Below are 18,948 nucleotides of genomic sequence, written 5' to 3'. Positions count from 1 at the left end.
AGAAAAGGAGATCGGAATGTTTATACGGACCGAAAATTTCCAAACGTTTATCAGGCTTTATCCCGTTGTCACCTTTATATTGGCCTTGCAAGCTGTTCTCTGGCTGTTTTTTTCACTTCCTGTCGATTCAGTCGTATTATGGAGGGATGCGGTCACAGGGTATAATCTAGGCGTCGCAAACGGTGAGTGGTGGCGGCTGATCACACCGGTTTTGCTGCACGCCGGTTTTACCCATCTGCTGTTTAATTCCATGTCCATTTTTTTATTTGCCCCAGCTTTGGAGCGCATGCTGGGAAAAGCGCGTTTCCTTCTTGTGTACGCCGGCTCCGGTATCATCGGCAATATCGGCACATATGTTACAGAACCGCTTGATTACGTTCACGTCGGGGCTTCAGGCGCGATTTTCGGGCTGTTCGGCGTGTATCTGTTTATGGTTCTTTTTCGCAAAGAGCTGATCGGGCAGGAGCATTCCAAAATGATTCTCACACTGCTCGCATTTGCCGTCCTCATGTCGTTTATCAACTCCAATATTAACATGATGGCCCATCTGTTTGGACTTTGCGGCGGCTTTCTTCTCTCGTTTTTATGTGTTCAAAAAAAAGAGCGGCGGTATTAACCGTCCGCTTTTTCATATGAGTACCAATTTAAAATGAAGCCCGCGTCCTCTTCACCTACATCCCTCACCGATAATTCTTCCATAAGGCTCGACGATTTTACCGAGGTAGAAATGGTATAAAGACGGCCCTTCTTTTGAAAGTAAGATTGGTTGAACTTGCAAACCTGCATTCGTCTATTTAACACAATTCCCGTTGTTCTGCTGATAAATCTGGACGTCAATTGAAGACGGTCCCCGTTGATCGTCCATCCTGCATCCTTATATGCGAGGTAGCCGAAGATCAATTCAGCCGGCAGCAGGATGATCGACAGATAGCCCCATGGCTGAAAGAAGATACATAACGGAATGATCAAAAAGATTGAAAAAATGACGGAACGAAATAAATAGCGTTTTAACGCGCGCCGCGGCAGGCGGCGGACGTTTTCTTCCAACGTGTATTCCGGTGTAAAAGTCCGGAGCATGTGCGGAAGCTTTTTTTTATGAATCATCGGAAAGAGAATGGTCAAAGCGCCTTCTTCTTTTTCCCGGTCACCGCCGCCCGCGCTGACGATGGACACCGTCACAAAGCCGAAAAGCTGGCGGATGATGTTTTCTTTTATTTTAATGGCTTGTATTTTCCGGAGCGGAATTGTGACTTGGTGTTTTTCAATAATTCCCCTTGAAATCACCAATTCCTGCTCTTTTTTTATGATTTGAAAGTTCGCGTATTTAAACATCATTCCGGCGATGCTGAAAATCCAGGCGATAAATAAACCGATAAAAATGAGTACCGAGTAAATGCCGATGCTGGCGTGCTTGAGGAAGGAAAATTTATCAAAAAACCAATCCATCGGCAGAATTTCATCAAGCTGTGAAATAAGCGCGAAAACAGCGGAGATAATCACTCCGATTCCGCCGGAGGTAGAAGCGGCTATCAGTAATTCTTTCGCGTTCATGCGATAGTGCTCTTGCGGCTCAACGGCCTGAATCTGCTCCTGCTCAGCTTCAGGCCAAGCTTCAGCGTGCTCACTTTCGCGTCTTTGCGCTTTTTTCTTAAAGACGGCTTCCTTGATGCGTTCGGCTTCTTCAACAGAAATAGCAGAAAGAACAGCTTCCGCCTCCTTGCCTCCGCCTGCCGTTTCAATTTGCAGCTTCACAAGCTTAAAGATTTGCTGGACCACACCCGCGCTCGTATTCATCGTTTGAATCCGCTCAATCGATATATATCGCTTTTTCGACACAAACAAGCCTTCTTCGATTCTAAATTCATCATCTTCAATTCGATAGGTAAACCGTCTCCATTTGATGATACTCGCGGCTACAAGCCAGATGAACAGCACACCGAGCGCAATAGCCCCGTAAAAACGGACCGTGTTGTTCGAATTGACGATATACACAAAAAAGAATGGCAGAATAATATTTTTTATCGTTTGAATAATGGTATGGCATAAGTTCAAAATGACTGCCGCCGGGTGCAGGCGTTTCGGTTCAGACATCATCGTCAGTCACCCTTGCCAGACGCGATATGGAGTCTCTCAGCCGATCCGCTTCCTCCATCTCTAGAGCAGGGATCGAATGAACAGTCGCGGCCGTGGAAATTTTCACGGTTGCCAGGTTGTACTTTTTCAATAATGGCCCTTGTGACGTATCGACGTGCTGAACCCTGACCATCGGAACAATCACACGCGTTACCACAAAAATACCTGACTGAATGTCTATTTCATGTTCATGGACTTCATAGCGCCATACTTTATGACGGATCTTTGGAATGATAAAGACTGTCACAATCGAACCCAGCAGCCAAACCGCGCCGAGCACGCCGCTGATCCAGTACGGCCAATGAAAATAATAGCTTAACACTGCAACTGCTATGACAATAAGCAAGCAGACAGCGGATACAATGATCTCTTGAAGTCGCCAAACCTTTAATCCGTCTGGACTGATTTGGTTTTTTGGCTGCTCTCTCAAAATACCTACCTCCCGTTTTTTCGTCGTTACTTATACGTCTCTTATACAGAAAGGTTTCATTCTTAAGCATACATAGAAAAATGGCTTCCGTCAGCTGAAAGTTTGCTGAATCACAAATTGCGAACATAAAAAAGCCCAAAACGTTATGTTTTGGGCTTTAATCAATAGAATTAGTAAGATTTTTTCTGGCGTCTGTCACCTGAAGAACGGCGATCGTTTGAACGCTTTTTGTCGTAGGAAGAACGGTTGTTGCTTTTCCCTTTTCCGCCGCGGTAGCCGCCGCCTTGTCCGTCTCTGCGTTTAGAAGAGCGCTGGTTTTTGTAGCGTTTGCTGACCATTGGCGCTTCATCTGTTAAGCGAACCGGTGTGTTGTCCGGCTCTTTTGTGGACATTTTGATAGCCGCCGCAACCACTGTCACTGCATCATGATCTTCAAGCAGCTCAGCTGCCGCTGTCATGTAGAAGTTCAGGTTGTTTTCACTGATTGCCGTACGAAGACGTTCAACAGTAACCTGTTGCTGGCCTTCTAACGCCTCATCAAGTGTAGGCTCCTTCATGCGGTCCATTTTGCGTTTTGTTGTTTGTTCAATTGCGCGAAGCATGCTTTTCTCACGCGGTGTAATGAACGTCATCGCCATACCAGTTTTTCCCGCACGGCCTGTTCTTCCGATACGGTGAACATAGCTTTCAGGATCTTGAGGCACGTCGAAGTTGTATACGTGTGTAACACCTGAGATATCAAGTCCGCGAGCGGCAACATCAGTTGCGACAAGAACTTCGATTGCGCCTTCTTTAAATTTGCGAAGCGCAACCATACGTTTCGCCTGCGTTAAGTCACCGTGAATTCCTTCAGCCGCATATCCGCGAAGGTTCAGGGCTTCCGCAAGCTCATCAACACGGCGTTTTGTGCGTCCGAATACGATCGCGAGCTCAGGAGACTGAATGTCAAGAAGACGAGTCAGTGTATCGAATTTTTTGCGCTCTTGCACTTCTAAATAGAACTGCTGAATGTTAGAAACCGTCATTTCTTTCGCTTTTACTTTTACGTGTTCCGGCTCAGTCATGAAGCGCTCTGCAATGCGTTTGATCGGCGCAGGCATTGTCGCAGAGAACAGAAGTGTCTGATGCTCGCTCGGCACGTTTGAAAGAATAGATTCAATATCGTCAATGAATCCCATGTTCAGCATTTCATCCGCTTCATCCATTACAACCGTGTTTACATTGTTTAAACGAATAGTGCGGCGGTTGATGTGGTCAAGAAGACGACCAGGTGTTCCGACAATGATATGCGGATTTTTCTTTAACGCCCGGATTTGCCGTCCAATATCCTGTCCGCCGTAAATAGGAAGAACCTTCGCACGCTTATCTTGTCCGATTTTATATAATTCTTCAGATACTTGAATGGCTAATTCACGGGTTGGCGCGATTACGATTGCTTGAATATTAGGAGACTCGGGGTTAATTTTTTCAACAAGGGGTATACCAAACGCAGCTGTTTTACCTGTACCTGTTTGCGCTTGTCCAATGACGTCTTTATTTGAAAGTCCGAGCGGTATCGTTTGTGCCTGAATCGGTGTTGCTTCTTCAAATCCCATACGATTAATTGCTTTCATGAGATCAGAACTTAAATTAAAATCTTGAAACGTTATAGTCAAATTATTCAAACTCCTTCTAATTGCTGTTTCAGTAATGTCGTGATTTACCACTTATAAAACTGCCCTTTAGACAAAAAAGACAGGATCCATCCGTATACAAAGCCCGAATTACTTTAAGTTTTATCTTACCATTACACTAGTTGTTTTTCAATAAGATGAGAAGCAGATCGGCTTCTCGAATATGCCGGCTTGCTGATTCATCCGCTCCCAAGTGTCCGGCGGAGAACTTCGGGCCAGCGGAGGAATGTATGGACAAATATTTTCGTATCGCGAAATAACCTGTATTTATTGTATCATAGCCGCAGCCGGCCAGACACACATAATTTCCGGCCGGCATGCATTAGTGTTTGCACATCATGTTATTTTATGATGCAATATGCGTTTTTCCTGAAAGATTTTTTCTTATGAAAGCGGGCTCTCTATTAAATCTTTAACGATTTCTTCAAGCTTCATACCTCTGGACGCTTTGAATAAAATCAAATCTCCTTTTGACGCGTTTTCCTTCAAAGCTTGGAGCAGATCTTTTTTCTCATCGTAATGGCTGACGCGGTCTCTCTCAAAGTGTTGCAGTGCGCCTTCCGCGATAAAAGCTCCCAGTTTTCCGTACGTAAAGACGCGGTCGATTTTCTCAGGGCTGATCACAGCGCCGCACTCTTTATGGAACGTTTCTTCAAGATCGCCGAGTTCAAGCATATCGCCGAGCACGAGCATTTTTTTTCCGTAGCCTTCAAGGCTTTCTGTCAATTGAATGGCAGCCTTCATGGAAGTCGGACTGGCATTATAAGCGTCATTAATAATTGAAATGCCGCTGTCTGTTTTGATGAGTTCAAGTCTCATGCCGGTTACCTTTAGTCCGCTTAGCCCTTTCGCCGCATCCTCAGGCGTGATGCCGAAATAAGCTCCCGCGGCAATCGCAGCCATTGCGTTCATGACATTGTGCTTGCCTAGAATCGGAATAAAAAACGAGTTTTCTATCCCTTTGATTGTAAAATGGGTTCCCGCTTCACTCTGGCTGACATCCTGAAGCTGATAATCATTTTGTTCTCCCGTTCCGTATGTTTTCGTTTGGCAGCTGTATGCTTTTTGAAGAAGCGGTTCGTCACCGATATAAATCAGCACTCCGTCTTCTTTAAGCCCGTTAATGATTTCAAGTTTCGCCTCCGCGATGCCCTCTCTAGAGCCAAGGTCTTGCATGTGGGATTCGCCGATATTCGTAATCACTGCCGCATCAGGGTTTGCCAGACGGCTCAAGAGGTCAATTTCTCCTTTGGCGCTCATGCCCATCTCCAATACAGCGATCTCCGTATCTTCAGGCATGGCTAAAACCGTCAGCGGCAGACCGATGTGATTATTGAAGTTTCCTCCTGTTTTGTGGACACGATACTGAGTTCCCAGAACGGCGTGAATCATATCTTTCGTTGTCGTTTTGCCGTTGCTTCCGGTTACCCCGATGACACGGGTGCCCAGCTCCTGCAAATAAGCTTTTGCAAGCTGCTGAAGAGCGGAAAGGGTGTCATCCACTAAGATGACGGCTTGGTTTTCAGGCGCATTTGGTTCTGACCGATCCCAAAGAACGGCCGCTACACCGGCTTCAAAAGCCTGCGGCACAAAAGTATGGCCGTTAAAATGTTCCCCTTTCAGCGGGATAAAAAGCTGATGCTGTTCCAGTTTTCTTGTATCGGTTGCCACTCCATGAATGACTGTTTGTTCATATTGCGGATTTGTCAGTGTGCCTTTGACCATCTCGGCAATGTTCTTTACTGTTCGCTTAATCAAGTGAGGTCCCTCTCTTTCTTTTGTTTATACGGGAAAAGACACTGCCCTTTCACCGGCAGTGTCCATCTTTATGATTAGAATGTATGCTTGATCAATTGTTTTTCAGCGTGGCGTTCTTTTGCAAGCTCCACAAGCTGTTCAATCAGGTCAGCGTATTCCACTCCAGCCTCTTTCCAGAGCGACGGGAACATGCTGAATGGTGTAAAGCCGGGCATTGTGTTGACTTCATTGATCAGAACTTCGCCGTCAGCAGTCAGGAAAAAGTCCGCTCTGACAAGTCCTGACCCATCGATCGCTTTAAACGACTTAATCGCCATATCACTGATTTTCGCGTATTCCTCATCGGTTACATTCGCCGGAATCATCAGATCAGTGTCTCCATCCTCGTATTTCGCTTTGTAATCGTAGAAATCAGTCTTCGGCGCGATTTCTCCCACAACAGAGCATTTAGGATCGTCATTTCCAAGAACGCCGATTTCGATTTCGCGGCCGTTAATTCCTTCTTCAACGACGACTTTGCGGTCATATTGGAACGCAAGCTCAAAAGCTTTTTGCAGTTCTTCACGGTCTCGGCATTTGCTGATTCCGACACTTGAGCCAAGGTTCGCCGGTTTGACGAAGCAAGGGTAGCCTAATTCCTGTTCGACCTGCTCACAGCTTTCTTCCGGAGAACGGGTCCAGTCTTTCTTAAGGAAAGCAGCGTATTTAGCCTGAGCAAGGCCGGCTTGCGCGAATAAATGTTTCATGACGACTTTATCCATGCCGGCTGAGGAAGCAAGCACACCGTTACCGACATAAGGAATATTCAACAGTTCGAGCATTCCTTGGATCGTTCCGTCTTCTCCGTTCGGTCCGTGGAGGAGCGGGAATACGACGTCGATGGCTTCATTTTGCTGTGACGCTTCCTGCGGAAACATCTCCTGATTCAGGGCAGCCGGAGAAAAAGCACTGCCTCCTTGCTCAAATTGAAGCATTTTCACGTTTGAAACAGGCTCAGTTAAACGGGCGCCTCTTACCCATTCGCCTTTTTCAGTTATATAAATCGGATGTATATCAAACTTCTCAGTATTTAGCGCTTTGATTACAGCCAGAGCTGTCTGCAGGGAAACATTATGTTCTGCCGACTTTCCTCCGTACACTAATCCTAGACTTGTTTTCAATGGATACTCCCCCCACTACAAATTCATCTTTACTATCTTATCACTTTCACGAGAAAATGATCTAATTATTTTTGGGCATGCTGATGTTGAGTGCATTTGTATGTAATTCCTTTTTATTTTATATTAAAATGGCATTGAAAAGGAGATGTGACATATGAAAAAAATCACGACAAACGAACAATTTAATGAACTGATTCAATCTGATAAAGAGATTATCGTAAAGTTTTATGCTGATTGGTGCCCAGATTGCACACGCATGAATATGTTCATCGGCGATATCCTGGAAGAGTACAATCAAAACGATTGGTATGAGCTCAATAAGGACGAGCTTCCTGAACTGGCTGAAAAATACCAGGTAATGGGTATTCCTAGCTTGCTTATCTTCAAAAACGGTGAAAAAACAGCTCACCTTCACAGCGCCAATGCCAAAACGCCTGAAGAAGTGACTGAATTTTTATCTGAACATATAAGCTAATTCGTTTAACAGCCTTATTTTATGTCGTCGGGCTCTACATGAACATGAACATGAGTGACATCGTGTTCATGTTTTATTTTGTCCTCTACTTCATCCGCCACTCCATGACCTTCTTCCACTGTAAGCTTTGGGTCAACCGTAATGACCATCTCGATATGAACCGTGCTGCCTAAATACCTCGCTTTCACATCCTTTAACCGATGCACATTTTCGATCCTGCCGACGGTCTGTTTGTAAGGCTCAAGATCTTTTAAATGAAAGCCGTCTGTTAAAGAATGTGAAGCGTCTTTAAAGATGTCCCACGCCGTTTTGCAAATGATAATGCCGATGATAAAAGCCGTTACCGGATCGATCCACGGCAGCTGCAGCTGGGATGACATCACACCGATAAACGCCCCGGCACTTACAAAAGCGTCTGACCTGCTGTCCTTTGCCGCTGCCATCAGAGCAGAGCTTTTAATGGATGCCGCCAGCCTTTTGTTATATAAATAGATGCCATACATAAACACAGCACTGCCTAACGCCGTCCATGCGGCGATAAGACTTGGCGTTTCCGTTGTTCCGCCCGCTATCGCTCTTCCTCCGCCGATTAACACTTCAATGCCGACAACCATCATAATAAAAGACGCAACAAGAGACGAAATTGTTTCAGCCCGATAATGGCCATATGGATGATCGCTGTCAGCCGGCCTTTGGGAAATCCGCAGTCCAATCAGCACCGCTACTGATGCTACAATATCTGTTCCATTATTTAACCCGTCTGCTCTTAACGCTTCGGAATGATATAGAATCCCAATGACAAGCTTCACAACAGCAAGGATGACATATGCCAAAATATTGAGGAGCGCCCCTTTTTCTCCTTTTTTCAGATTTTCTGTCCGCTCCATTGAATACCAGCCTCCATTCTATTACATAGTATGGTTCAAAACATGAAAAATAGCAGCGGCAGCATTTTCAATGAAGAGTGACATTTCGACAGCAAATTATTGCCCGGGAAACTTTTTGTCGATCTGTTGAATGTTTGCAAATTTGCGAAAGAATAGGACTGTTTTCACCTTTACAGGCTATTGGGGACAATGTATACTGGATGGAATTGATAATGATTATCAATATCGTTTGATTGGAGGTTGATGACACGATGACACCTCAGTCTGCAGAAACCAGAAAAAAACAGCTCATTCATCTGTTAATACAGAATGGTATATACAAAAAGTCAAAGCGTCATTTGTATGAATTGTCGCTGACGGAGTTAGAAAGTGAATACAAACATGTCAGGAGGGCGCCGGAGCATGCCGAAGCGTAAAGTAAAAACCTACCAGCAGCTAATCCAGGAAAACAAAGAGGCGATTATGGGCAATCCAAAACTCATGAACGTGATTTATGACAGAATCGACCGCAAGCATCAAAAAAACCTCCAAGAGCAAAACAATACATAAAAAGAGCCGGGAAGGCTCTTTTTTTCATGACTCAAACGCTTCTGCAGCCAGTTTTTGAATGACCGCGTCATCCATCGGCGGGTTATGGAGACCGGCCCGCACATCCCGATAGTAGCGCTGAAGCGGGTTAGTCCGTTCAAGGCTTTTCGCCCCAACAATTCTCATCGCTTTATCGACAACAGACAGCGCAGCATTTGTGACGATATGTTTCGCCGCACCAAGCTCGCTTTTCAAGTGAGGGCGGCGCTCCGGATTGTCATACAATTGAGCGATATGGAAAAGAAAATGTCTGGCATTAAGCAGTTCAAGCTCCATTTCGCCTGTTCTTTGCTGTACGGCCGGGACATCCTTGATCGGTCCCTTCAAACTGTTCGGAGAATACTCAGATGCGAATTGTACCGCATAGTCCCGGGCAGCTTGAGCAATACCAAGATAAATCGCCGGAATGTGAAGCAGCCAGCCATTCGGCTTGGCTCCCCGAGGCCCTTGAAGCAATTCAACCAGCTTATCCTCCTCAAGCGTTACCTCATTCAGTACAAGGTCATGGCTTCCAGTCGCCCGCATCGCCATCATATCCCACGTTTCTTCAATCGACAAACCGGGATCATCTTTATGAATGAGAAACACGCCCGTTGTTTGTTTTTCTTCAATCCATGCCGTCACTAAAAAATAATCCAGTGCTTGTGACATCGTGGTAAAGGTTTTTCTTCCGTTCACTGCCCATTTGCCATCCTTTTTGACGGCGTTTGTACCGGGACGCCCTCCTCTGGTCGGGCTTCCGGTTTGCGCTTCTGTCGCCGCCCTGTTGATGACGGCTCCGTTTTGGACTTCCTTGGCAATAAACGAAAACACATCTTTATTCCAGCTGTTGCCTTCCCCAAGCTCTCCGATTACACTCAAATGCCAGCCAATGCTCAGCGCCGCAGCAGCATCTCCCCGTGCCAGCCGTTCTTGAAACAGAAGCATATCGTAAACAGAAATGCCCCCTCCTCCATGAGATGCAGGCAATGTTAATGCCGTATATCCGGCATCACGCAATTTTTGTATTTTCTCGACAGGAAAACGCCCCTGTTCGTCATCTTCAGCGGCTGTTTGCTGAAATTCATCCGCAAGCCGTCCGATTTTCTCCATCCATTGCCGTTGTTGATCGTTTTGTATAAATAATGACATCCGGCAGCCCCCCAAGTTTTTAATTCCGATAAATTTAATATGTATTATAGATTTCCCGCCGCCATTCCGCAACTGTTAACCTTTTTGTCCAGTATAGAAAAACACGCCGTTCCCCTCAGGGAACAGCGCGATTACACAGGATTTGCATCCCGGTCTTGTTTCATGCCGAGATAAATCAGCATATATGTCAGGTACCCCATTGTCATCACCAAGCCGCCAAAGAAAAAACTTGAGAAAATCGGCTCTTCAAAAGCGGTCACCGCAGCCAGCACAATCCAGCTGGCATACAGATAGATGATAAAAAAACGGATGCCCGTCTTCATTTTATATATCATGTACAGCCCCGCGAGAGAGAACAACCCAAGCGCGAGTCTGAAATAAACAAGATGTTCAAACTGAAACATGAATGACACAAATGAGAATCCAAGCAGCAATACGATCGGTAAAGCGGTAATAAAGTTCCTCAATCGAGACACCTCCGTCAGTACCTATAGTATAAACTAAAATATCAAATGATATTGATTTACGTGAGCTTTTTCACAAAAATGTCATTCCTTGCCTTTACACCCGGACATCCCGTTTACAGAAGCACCACCAGCCAACGGCGATGAAGAATATAGCATGTATGATGATAATCCCCACTGAAAACAACGGCGTCATGCCTGAAAACAGGGCTGTCTGTCCGCTGCTGTATTGGGTAAAGTCAGTGTTCGCAAAAAGCAAAAAGCTCCCCCATTTGTTTTCGAATAGCTTCATGAGCTGGACAAGTGTACTCGCTCCATATAAAACAACAAAAGAAACGACGACTGCTACCGCGCTGTTGCGGAACAGTGAAGAACAAAGCAGCCCGAATAATCCCATCATTACGGCTTCAAGCCAGTTTGACCCGATCAGCTCCAAGGTGTTGATCAGCAATGTCTTTGATTCCGCGCTCACGGATGTGCCGAAAAAGACGAGACCGAATAACAATGCCAGAATGTAGTATGCCAAATACAAATAAAAGCTGACCATCACGACTGTGATTAATTTTGACCAAAAGATCTTTTGGCGTTTAACCGGACGAATGAGCAGAAATTTGATCGTCTTTTTATCGAATTCCATTGAAACAATTGTCGCTGCAATCACGATCGTTAAAGCCTGAAGCAGGATGTTCAGACTCGGTGTATACGATAAATAGCCGATGAAGTTTTCATCTGTTCCGGCACTGATGACAATCCGTTTAATGATCAAAGCCATGAAAAATTGAAAGACCGCCATCAGGATAAGAGATACAAATGTGACCTTCCGATTAAAAAGTTTCATATGTTCATTCCAAATTAATTTAGACAAGTTCTTCTCCCTCCTCTTGATGAGCAGTCGCTTTTATGAATTCGTCTTCCAGTGATTGCGTGTAAGGCATAATAGAAAAGACATTGAGGCCTTGTCCGACAAGTGAGCGGTTCAGCTCCGGAATGTTTTCTTTTGCTACCTCAACAACAATCGCCCCGTCTTTCCGCTCAGCTTGATATTGATTGCCTGCCAGCCAATTGAGCGCTTTTTCTTCCGGCTGCACTTCAATGACCGCTTTTTCTGTTTTTTGATCTGTTCCATGCAAGCTGACTTCCGCTTTGATTTCACCTTTTTGAATAATGATGACACGGTCGCAGAGATCCTCAACCTCACGCAATAAATGGGTTGCGAACAGGACTGCTGTTCCTTCCTGTTCTGCGAGCTCTTTTATATGATCGCGAAAATCCTTCATGCCCGCAGGATCGAGACCGTTCGTCGGTTCATCTAGAATGAGAAGCTTTGGCCGATGAAGAATCGCTTGTGCGATGCCAAGACGCTGGCGCATGCCGAGGGAGTAGGTTTTCACCTTATCATGAATCGCTGACGTCAGCCCGACACGTTCCACCACTTCATCAAGCCGTTCATCCGCTATTTTTTTGTGCATATTCGCAAAGTGCTTAAGGTTTTCCCAGCCTGTCAGGTACGGATAGAACTCAGGGTTTTCGACGATCGCTCCCACAGCCTCCATCGCTTTTTCAAACTCTGTATCATGCTGGAAACCGCTGATGGTCACGTTTCCGCTGTTTTGTGTTAACAGCCCGACGATGATACGGATGAGGGTTGTTTTTCCGGAACCATTCGGACCGAGCAGGCCGATGATTTCTCCCTCCATGACGTCCATGCTGATCTGTTTTAAAATCTGTTTTGATCCAATCTTTTTATCGAGGCCTTCAATATGTAAAATCGGCTCAGCCATAAAGCCTTCCTCCTTTTTCGACAAAAAATAAACAGTGCCCAAAAATAGGCACTGTTTGTATTATAGCATTTGTCGCTTCCAAATGTTTGGTTAAACCGATAGAGTCGACGTTTGCTCAGGCTGTTTGTTCTTTTCGGTTTCTGTGATGATGACGGCACAGGCCGCGTCACCTGTTGTATTCACCACTGTACGGAGCATATCAAGCAGGCGGTCAATTCCGAGAATCAATCCGATTCCCTCGACAGGCAGGCCGACAGATTGAAGCACCATGGCGAGCATAATCAAGCCGACCCCAGGAACACCCGCGGTGCCGACACTTGCCAACACTGCCGTCAGTATAACCATCAGCAACTGCGTGAATGTCAGATCATGCCCGAATACCTGCGCGATGAAGACGGTGGCTACCCCTTGCATGATGGCTGTTCCGTCCATATTAATTGTAGCGCCGAGCGGCTGAACAAAGCTGCTGATCGGCTCAGGCACTTTTAATTTTTTCTGGGCCACATCCATGGATACCGGCAAGGTCGCATTGCTGCTGGAAGTACTGAACGCGACGACCATGACCTCTGAGAAATCTTTAAAGAACGTAATCGGATTTCGTTTTGCCAAAAGAGCAACCGTTGAACCGTACGTCACGATTGCATGAATGACCAGGGACAGCGTAACAACAATCATATAAAGTCCCATCGCCTTAATCGCGCTGAAGCCTTGGCTGCCGATTGCAGTCGCTATCAGGCCGAACGTTCCGTATGGCGCAAACTTCATGACTAGGTTGACGAGATACATCATCAATTCATTTCCCTGTTCAACTACTTTTAGAAGCATATCTGCTTTTTTGCCGAGCATCGTGATTCCGAGCCCTACAAAAATAGAAAATGCGATGATTTGGAGCATATTTCCTTCTGTCATCGCTTGAACCGGATTCGCAGGAATAATGTTCAAAAGGGTGTCGGCAATACTTGGCGCTTCTTCAGCATCAAACTTTGCAGATGAAACATCATAAGTCCCAAATTCACCAGGTTTAATCACAAGAGCAAGAATAAGGCCGATCGTAATTGCCACTGCTGTCGTGATGAGAAAATAAGAAATGGCTTTCACGCCGATTCTGCCAAGCTTCTTAGGATCACCCAGCCCGGCTACTCCCAGCGTCAGTGAGAAAAAGACAATCGGAACGACAAGCATTTTAATGAGGTTTAAAAAGATGGTGCCAAGCGGACCAAATACAAACTTATTCAAATTTTCAAATAATTCAGGTGATGTTACGTTAAGAATAATTCCCGTCACCGCACCTAGCACTAACGCTATGATTATCTTTTTAGCCAGTTTCATCCGCATTCCTCCCTTTTTTGAAAAAAAGCCCGCGAGAGACTCCCGCGGGCTTTGGATGTATCATCAAACCACAGGACTCTCTCTTCACGCTGATGAGGTTAGCTGACGGGTTCGGACGAAGAGATGTCCGTTTTTCAGATGAAAAATTAACCCCAAAAGATCGGGTCCCCCACTCCTTATCAAAGGATTAAGCGTGTGGCTTACTATTGTATGATTTAGTTTATTTATACAGAAAAGATCCAATTTTGTAAACTATTTTTTGTTACTTTTCTCTTGGAATCTTTTGGGTCCTTCTTCCTTGTTGGTGACATCAAGAATATCAAGGAGAAACACAAAGATCGGAATCCCGATAATTAAACCCCAAATGCCGAAAAAGTGCTCAGAGAAAATGAGTACTGTGAAGGTGAAAAAGATCGGCAGCTCTGTTTTCGCGGACATCAGCTTCGGATTTAAGAAATACGTTTCAATCGCATGAATCGCGAATATGACGAGCACAATGTAGAGCACATACATTCCGCCGCCAGTGCTGTAGGCGATAATACTGAGCGGGATCAGAGAAATGACGACGCCTGCTACAGGGATCAATCCAAGGAAGAACACCATAATCGAAAGCCCGAACAGCTGCGGGAAATGCATAATCCAAAGCGCGATAAACGTCAGAATGCAGTTGACGAGCGCAATGATGAATTGAGCCTCAAGCACCTTGCCGAACGTTCTTGCAAATTTGCTTCCGAAAAAAGCAATTTCCTCATAAAAGACCGCCAGTTTGCTCGTTTTAAATTTCCCCATAAATTCAGAAAGCCGCTTTTTCTCAAATAAGAAAAACATGCTGAGGATAAGCGCCAGCACGATCTGCAAACCGAATGTGCTGATATCGGCCAGATACGTATACAACACATTGAAACCTTCTTTGACATACGAACTGATATTAATATCTCCGAAAACGCTTGTAATCTCATCAAAGAAAGGGATGGTGTCCGGGTGATATGCAATATGTTTAATCTGCTTAACGAGCTGCTGAATCTGCGCCGCGACGACCGGATAAAATACAAATCCTCCGACTGTAAGCAGCACAGCCAGCAGCATGTAAAGAAACGTAATGACAACCCGCTGGCTTACACGGAAGAACCGGCTTAAAAACTGCCGTACGACAAGCTCCAAACGATCCATAAGAAATGTGAAAATGAAGGTAAGCAATATTAAGTTGATCATGCTCTTAAATAGATATAACACACCAGTTAACACGACAAAGACGGAAAAACGCCTTACTCCCGGGTGCTGAAAAAATTTAACTAAAGCGGCCATTTATACACTCCCGTTAGGACAAACGTCCTTCATTCAATATAGTATCCATCTGTAAATTATATAACAAAAAAATGCTGAGGTCTCTGTCCTTACCTTAATAATTCTTAAACAATTAAAAAAACGGCCCCATGTACGGGCCGCTCTGTTTCAGACTGCTGTTTTCATTTTTTTCATGCCTTCCACAGCCTCTACGCTTTTCGCTTCATCGAATTCATTTTCGCTTTTTGCAACAATGATCGTGGCGATTCCGTTCCCGATCAGATTCACAATCGCTCTGCCTTCACTCATGAAACGGTCGACTCCAAGCAGAAGCGCAAGACCCTCCAGCGGAATGACCTGAAGCGCTGACAGCGTTGAGGCGAGGACGATAAATCCGCTGCCCGTCACACCGGCCGCTCCCTTCGATGTCAGCATCAGAACGAGGATAATCGTAATTTGCTGCCCGATGCTGAGATCTACGCCAAACACCTGTGCCAGAAACACAGTCGCCATTGATAAATAAATGGATGTGCCGTCGAGGTTAAACGAATAGCCCGTCGGAATGACAAGCCCGACAACGGATTTCGAACAGCCGTAGCGCTCCATTTTATCCATCATGCGCGGAAGCACCGATTCGGAAGAGCTTGTGCCAAGCACGATCAGAAGCTCATCTTTAATGAAGCGCAAGTAATTCCACAGACTGAATCCGTAAAACTTGCAGATGATATTTAACGCAACAAATACGAACAGGAACATCGTAATATACACAGACATCATTAAGCTTGCCAGCGGCTTGATGGAATCGAGACCGAAGTGCCCGATCGTATACGCCATCGCCCCGAATGCCCCGATTGGCGCCGCACGCATAATGTAGCCAATGATTTTGAAAAAGACGTGAGAAACCTTGTCGAAGAAATCAATGACGCTTTTCCCTTTTTCACCTAAAGCCGCAAGACCGACTCCGAAAAGAATAGAAAAGAATAAGACCTGCAAAATGTCCCCTTTTGCGAAGGCATCAACCATGTTGGACGGAACAATGTGTGTGACAAATTCAATCCAGTCGATTCCCTGACCGCCATTTTGCGTGTATTGTGATACATCTCCCTTTTCAAGCTTGCTGTAATCAAGGCCGGCGCCCGGCTTCATAATATTGACGACAAACAAACCGATAATGAGTGCGAGGGTCGTAACAACCTCAAAATAAATAAACGCTTTTCCCCCTACTTTTCCAACCTTCTTCATATCGCCCATTTTTGCAATCCCGAGAACGATTGTGAAGAAAATAATTGGAGCGATTACCATTTTAACAGCATTGATAAATGTATCGCCAAGCGGCTTCATTTCTTTGCCGACATCCGGCCAGACCAGCCCGACAATGACCCCGATGATGACCGCGGTTATGACCTGAACTGTTAAATTTTTAAACAGTTTCATATTCTTCATCCCCCTGTCCTATTCGCCTTTGTGTCTTTCTTACTAGAATGATAGCGTTTTCATGAAGTCTGGGGAAGTTTATGATCATAACGGACATTTTGGTCTTTTTGGTCTCAGGCTTATCCTTTAAACACGTAGCGGTTAACAGGCCGGCCGACTCCTCCGTATTGAACGTCCAGCTTAATCGTTCCGTTTTTTTCAAGGTAATCAAGGTATCGTCTGGCTGTCACCCTGGCGATGCCGAGCGCCTTGGCGACTTCTTCCGCAGAAAGCGGTGCGGTTTGCTGTTTTAAAAAAGCAGTGACTTCATTCATTGTGAAATGATTCAATCCCTTCGGCAGGTTCTGTACGGCCTGCTGCGGCATATGCAGGATCGCATCGAGCTGTTCCTGGGACAGCGTATCATGCGCTTCAATTTTTTGTTTGTATTGCTTGTACTTTTCAAGTGCCTGTCTCATTCGCTCAAGCTTAAACGGTTTTAAAATATAGTCAGCCGCACCATTTTGCAACATAAGAGAGATCGTTTCTTTGTCTTTTGCGGCGGAGACGACGATGACATCCACTTCAAGTTTTTGCTTTCTGATCTCCTGCAAGGTTTTGATTCCGTCTTTTTTCGGCATGTACACATCGAGAATGACGAGGTCGGGCTGTTTTTCTTTAATCAGCTTAATGCCTTCTTCTCCGTTTCCCGCTGTTGCACAGACAGTAAAGCCCTTGACAGTTGTGATGAAATCCTTGTTTACCTCTTGAACCATCGGATCGTCCTCAATGAGCAGAACCTTCCATTCCTTACGAGCCATGCTGTGCTTCCTCTCCCTTCATTGGAAAAACGATAGAAAAAGCTGTTCCCCTCCCCGTGTGTGAATCAACCTCTATCGTGCCCGATCCTTTGTCCGTGATTTGTTTCACTAAATACAGGCCATAGCCTGTTCCGCCTGTTTTATTGACCGTAAATCCTTTGTCGTAAAGGTGCGGCATATGTGCGGGTTCAATTCCGCAGCCGTTATCTTCTATTAAAATGGCGAGGATATCATCCGTTTGTTCGATGCTGATGTCAATTCGTTTGTCATCAGATTGAACGGATTCAAACGAACCGAAGGCATTTTCAATCAGGTTGCCGAGAAGCACGACGATATCATGCTGATCAACATGCTCGGGAAATTGCTGCAGACTGCTGTTTTCATCTATATGGACAGCAATGCCGAGCTCCCTTCCCCTTCTGATTTTACTTAATAAAAGGCCGGCCGCTGCGTCATTTTGAATCGATCGTTGCAGAAACTCAGTCACATTTTCCTGCTCGGTTGACGCCTGGAATGCGAGCTGCATGGCTTTTTCAGATTTACCCAGCTGGATGAGGCCGGCGATTGTATGCAGCTTATTCATATGCTCATGGTTTTGGACGCGAAGCGCCTCTACAAAGTTTTTGACGCCAGTCAATTCCTCTGCCATCTTAGCCGCTTCCGTTCTGTCCTGAAAAATCGCGACGGCGCCGATGACTTTTTTCTTCATGACAATCGGAATTCTGCTGCTCATGATCACTTTTCCGCTGACGCGAATTTCTTCATTATAAACCGCTTTGTTCCGCTCCACGATTTCGGGCAGTCGAGAATCCTTGAGAACCTCCCAGATCACCTTTCCGACCAGATTCCCCTGCACCTCAAAGATCTGTTTCGCTTTTTCATTAAAAATCGTGATGATGAGACGATTGTCGATGGCAATCACGCCTTCATTCATGGAGTGAAACGTCGCTGTCCGTTCTTCATACATACGGACAATCTCATGGGGCTCAAGCTGGAACATTTGTTTTTTGATATGACGGGCCAGCAGTAAGGAACCTGCGAGGCCGAAGCCAAGGGTCAGCACAACGATGAACGCGATATCACGTTTTAAATGAAGCAGGATGTCGGCGATCCCGGGCAGTGTTTTCCCGACAAGCACAACGCCAATCTGATTTAGATCGTGATCCTTTACCGGATAAAAAGCGCGGACCGCCGTGCCGATCTCGCCATTAGCTTCTGAAAAATAAATGTGCTCCGCAAACGCCGCCTCTTCGTCTGCCCCCTCAGATTTTTTGCCGATGCTTGTCCTGACAGGATGCGTGTAGCGGATATGATTCATATCCATGACGACAATATAGTCTGCTTCATTAATCATCCTGATTTCTTCAACCGCGCGGCGAACAGCTTCTGTTTGTTTTTTTCTTGTCAGAGCCTCTTTCACTTCTGTCATCTCCGACACCGTCCGAGCCGTATTCATCAGCCGCTTTTTCAGCTCGCGCTCCTCGGTATGCTGGATATTGCCGATGAGCACAATGCCGCCGATCAAAAAGGAGAAAATGACGAGGATATAGGATAAGATCGTGATTTTCCAACGGATTGAAAGCTTCTTTTTGTTCATCAGCTTCTCCTTTCAGGTCTTTAC

At 45.5% G+C, this 18,948-nt stretch carries 20 protein-coding genes and 1 riboswitch; of the genes, 4 read left to right on the top strand and 16 right to left on the bottom strand.

Annotated features, from left to right (window positions below; translation table 11 throughout):
• Window positions 1-16 precede the first annotated feature (16 nt).
• The gene (locus EFK13_RS02775; RefSeq protein ID WP_129506639.1) at window positions 17-616 is read left to right on the top strand and encodes a rhomboid family intramembrane serine protease; all 600 of its coding nucleotides are present in this window, start codon (window positions 17-19) and stop codon (window positions 614-616) included.
• On the opposite strand, the gene EFK13_RS02770 is transcribed toward EFK13_RS02775, so the two are convergent.
• From EFK13_RS02770 to EFK13_RS02745, 6 genes are all read right to left on the bottom strand, one after another.
• Entirely contained in the window at window positions 613-2,094 is a 1,482-nt protein-coding gene (locus EFK13_RS02770; protein ID WP_129506640.1) for a PH domain-containing protein, read from the bottom strand. The two genes, EFK13_RS02775 and EFK13_RS02770, sit on opposite strands and share 4 nt — an antisense overlap.
• Window positions 2,084-2,563, bottom strand: coding sequence for a PH domain-containing protein (locus EFK13_RS02765; protein WP_064814778.1), 480 nt, complete (start codon window positions 2,561-2,563; stop codon window positions 2,084-2,086). The genes EFK13_RS02770 and EFK13_RS02765 overlap by 11 nt, the downstream gene beginning before the upstream one ends.
• A 170-nt stretch (window positions 2,564-2,733) precedes the next feature.
• Entirely contained in the window at window positions 2,734-4,218 is a 1,485-nt protein-coding gene (cshA, locus tag EFK13_RS02760; RefSeq protein ID WP_129506641.1) for a degradosome RNA helicase CshA, read from the bottom strand.
• Window positions 4,219-4,354: 136 nt separating this feature from the next.
• Window positions 4,355-4,555, bottom strand: a complete 201-nt coding sequence (locus EFK13_RS02755) for a hypothetical protein (protein WP_248894266.1) — start codon at window positions 4,553-4,555, stop codon at window positions 4,355-4,357.
• A gap of 65 nt (window positions 4,556-4,620) precedes the next feature.
• On the bottom strand, window positions 4,621-5,994 hold the full coding sequence (locus EFK13_RS02750) for a UDP-N-acetylmuramoyl-tripeptide--D-alanyl-D-alanine ligase (protein ID WP_129506642.1): 1,374 nt from the start codon (window positions 5,992-5,994) through the stop codon (window positions 4,621-4,623).
• A gap of 74 nt (window positions 5,995-6,068) precedes the next feature.
• Window positions 6,069-7,154 (bottom strand): D-alanine--D-alanine ligase, encoded by a 1,086-nt coding sequence (locus EFK13_RS02745; RefSeq protein ID WP_129506643.1) that lies wholly within the window; start codon window positions 7,152-7,154, stop codon window positions 6,069-6,071.
• A 154-nt stretch (window positions 7,155-7,308) separates the two neighbouring features.
• On the opposite strand from EFK13_RS02745, the gene EFK13_RS02740 reads away from it, so the two are divergent.
• A complete protein-coding gene (locus EFK13_RS02740) occupies window positions 7,309-7,629 on the top strand; it encodes a thioredoxin family protein (protein ID WP_003225161.1) in 321 nt (106 codons plus the stop codon).
• Window positions 7,630-7,643: 14 nt separating this feature from the next.
• Here the strand turns inward: EFK13_RS02740 and EFK13_RS02735 are convergent, their stop codons facing one another.
• Complete coding sequence (locus EFK13_RS02735; protein WP_061186243.1) at window positions 7,644-8,516, bottom strand: cation diffusion facilitator family transporter; 873 nt, start codon at window positions 8,514-8,516, stop codon at window positions 7,644-7,646.
• Window positions 8,517-8,767: 251 nt separating this feature from the next.
• On the opposite strand from EFK13_RS02735, the gene EFK13_RS02730 reads away from it, so the two are divergent.
• Both EFK13_RS02730 and fbpB read left to right on the top strand, forming a co-directional pair.
• The gene (locus EFK13_RS02730; RefSeq protein ID WP_019257529.1) at window positions 8,768-8,932 is read left to right on the top strand and encodes a Fur-regulated basic protein FbpA; all 165 of its coding nucleotides are present in this window, start codon (window positions 8,768-8,770) and stop codon (window positions 8,930-8,932) included.
• The gene (gene fbpB / locus EFK13_RS02725; protein WP_010886410.1) at window positions 8,886-9,065 is read left to right on the top strand and encodes a Fur-regulated basic protein FbpB; all 180 of its coding nucleotides are present in this window, start codon (window positions 8,886-8,888) and stop codon (window positions 9,063-9,065) included. Before EFK13_RS02730 ends, fbpB begins: the two co-directional genes overlap by 47 nt.
• Before the next feature lie 24 nt (window positions 9,066-9,089).
• Here fbpB and EFK13_RS02720 read toward each other — a convergent pair whose 3' ends face one another.
• The 9 genes from EFK13_RS02720 to dctS all read right to left on the bottom strand — a co-directional run bounded on the left by EFK13_RS02720 (window position 9,090) and on the right by dctS (window position 18,924).
• Window positions 9,090-10,235, bottom strand: a complete 1,146-nt coding sequence (locus EFK13_RS02720; RefSeq protein WP_129506644.1) for an acyl-CoA dehydrogenase family protein — start codon at window positions 10,233-10,235, stop codon at window positions 9,090-9,092.
• Window positions 10,236-10,366: 131 nt separating this feature from the next.
• Entirely contained in the window at window positions 10,367-10,702 is a 336-nt protein-coding gene (locus EFK13_RS02715; protein WP_129506645.1) for a hypothetical protein, read from the bottom strand.
• A 94-nt stretch (window positions 10,703-10,796) separates the two neighbouring features.
• A complete protein-coding gene (locus EFK13_RS02710) occupies window positions 10,797-11,564 on the bottom strand; it encodes a DUF2705 family protein (RefSeq protein ID WP_129506646.1) in 768 nt (255 codons plus the stop codon).
• Window positions 11,557-12,480, bottom strand: a complete 924-nt coding sequence (locus EFK13_RS02705; RefSeq protein WP_129506647.1) for an ABC transporter ATP-binding protein — start codon at window positions 12,478-12,480, stop codon at window positions 11,557-11,559. The genes EFK13_RS02710 and EFK13_RS02705 overlap by 8 nt, the downstream gene beginning before the upstream one ends.
• 90 nt (window positions 12,481-12,570) lie before the next feature.
• Window positions 12,571-13,809, bottom strand: coding sequence for a dicarboxylate/amino acid:cation symporter (locus EFK13_RS02700; RefSeq protein WP_129506648.1), 1,239 nt, complete (start codon window positions 13,807-13,809; stop codon window positions 12,571-12,573).
• Window positions 13,810-13,882: 73 nt separating this feature from the next.
• Window positions 13,883-14,013: riboswitch (cyclic di-AMP (ydaO/yuaA leader) on the bottom strand.
• Window positions 14,014-14,061: 48 nt separating this feature from the next.
• On the bottom strand, window positions 14,062-15,114 hold the full coding sequence (locus tag EFK13_RS02695) for an AI-2E family transporter (RefSeq protein ID WP_129506649.1): 1,053 nt from the start codon (window positions 15,112-15,114) through the stop codon (window positions 14,062-14,064).
• A gap of 147 nt (window positions 15,115-15,261) precedes the next feature.
• Complete coding sequence (gene dctP, locus EFK13_RS02690) at window positions 15,262-16,527, bottom strand: C4-dicarboxylate transporter DctP (RefSeq protein WP_129506650.1); 1,266 nt, start codon at window positions 16,525-16,527, stop codon at window positions 15,262-15,264.
• Between the two features lie 119 nt (window positions 16,528-16,646).
• A complete protein-coding gene (gene dctR, locus EFK13_RS02685) occupies window positions 16,647-17,327 on the bottom strand; it encodes a two-component system response regulator DctR (protein ID WP_129506651.1) in 681 nt (226 codons plus the stop codon).
• Window positions 17,317-18,924, bottom strand: a complete 1,608-nt coding sequence (dctS, locus tag EFK13_RS02680; RefSeq protein WP_129506652.1) for a two-component system sensor histidine kinase DctS — start codon at window positions 18,922-18,924, stop codon at window positions 17,317-17,319. The genes dctR and dctS overlap by 11 nt, the downstream gene beginning before the upstream one ends.
• Window positions 18,925-18,948: the final 24 nt, after the last annotated feature.

Origin of the sequence: Bacillus cabrialesii (assembly GCF_004124315.2) — a bacterium.
Lineage (GTDB): Bacteria > Bacillota > Bacilli > Bacillales > Bacillaceae > Bacillus > Bacillus cabrialesii.
This window is presented reverse-complemented; position numbering and strand designations above follow the sequence as displayed.

Coding starts and splice junctions, on each gene's coding strand:
- EFK13_RS02700 (WP_129506648.1), bottom strand. CDS start 13,809: ATGAAACTGGCTAAAAAGATAATCATAGCGTTAGTGCTAGGTGCGGTG.
- EFK13_RS02720 (WP_129506644.1), bottom strand. CDS start 10,235: ATGTCATTATTTATACAAAACGATCAACAACGGCAATGGATGGAGAAA.
- dctP (WP_129506650.1), bottom strand. CDS start 16,527: ATGAAACTGTTTAAAAATTTAACAGTTCAGGTCATAACCGCGGTCATC.
- EFK13_RS02770 (WP_129506640.1), bottom strand. CDS start 2,094: ATGATGTCTGAACCGAAACGCCTGCACCCGGCGGCAGTCATTTTGAAC.
- dctS (WP_129506652.1), bottom strand. CDS start 18,924: ATGAACAAAAAGAAGCTTTCAATCCGTTGGAAAATCACGATCTTATCC.
- EFK13_RS02775 (WP_129506639.1), top strand. CDS start 17: ATGTTTATACGGACCGAAAATTTCCAAACGTTTATCAGGCTTTATCCC.
- EFK13_RS02695 (WP_129506649.1), bottom strand. CDS start 15,114: ATGGCCGCTTTAGTTAAATTTTTTCAGCACCCGGGAGTAAGGCGTTTT.
- EFK13_RS02755 (WP_248894266.1), bottom strand. CDS start 4,555: ATGCCGGCCGGAAATTATGTGTGTCTGGCCGGCTGCGGCTATGATACA.
- dctR (WP_129506651.1), bottom strand. CDS start 17,327: ATGGCTCGTAAGGAATGGAAGGTTCTGCTCATTGAGGACGATCCGATG.
- EFK13_RS02735 (WP_061186243.1), bottom strand. CDS start 8,516: ATGGAGCGGACAGAAAATCTGAAAAAAGGAGAAAAAGGGGCGCTCCTC.
- EFK13_RS02705 (WP_129506647.1), bottom strand. CDS start 12,480: ATGGCTGAGCCGATTTTACATATTGAAGGCCTCGATAAAAAGATTGGA.
- EFK13_RS02730 (WP_019257529.1), top strand. CDS start 8,768: ATGACACCTCAGTCTGCAGAAACCAGAAAAAAACAGCTCATTCATCTG.
- EFK13_RS02740 (WP_003225161.1), top strand. CDS start 7,309: ATGAAAAAAATCACGACAAACGAACAATTTAATGAACTGATTCAATCT.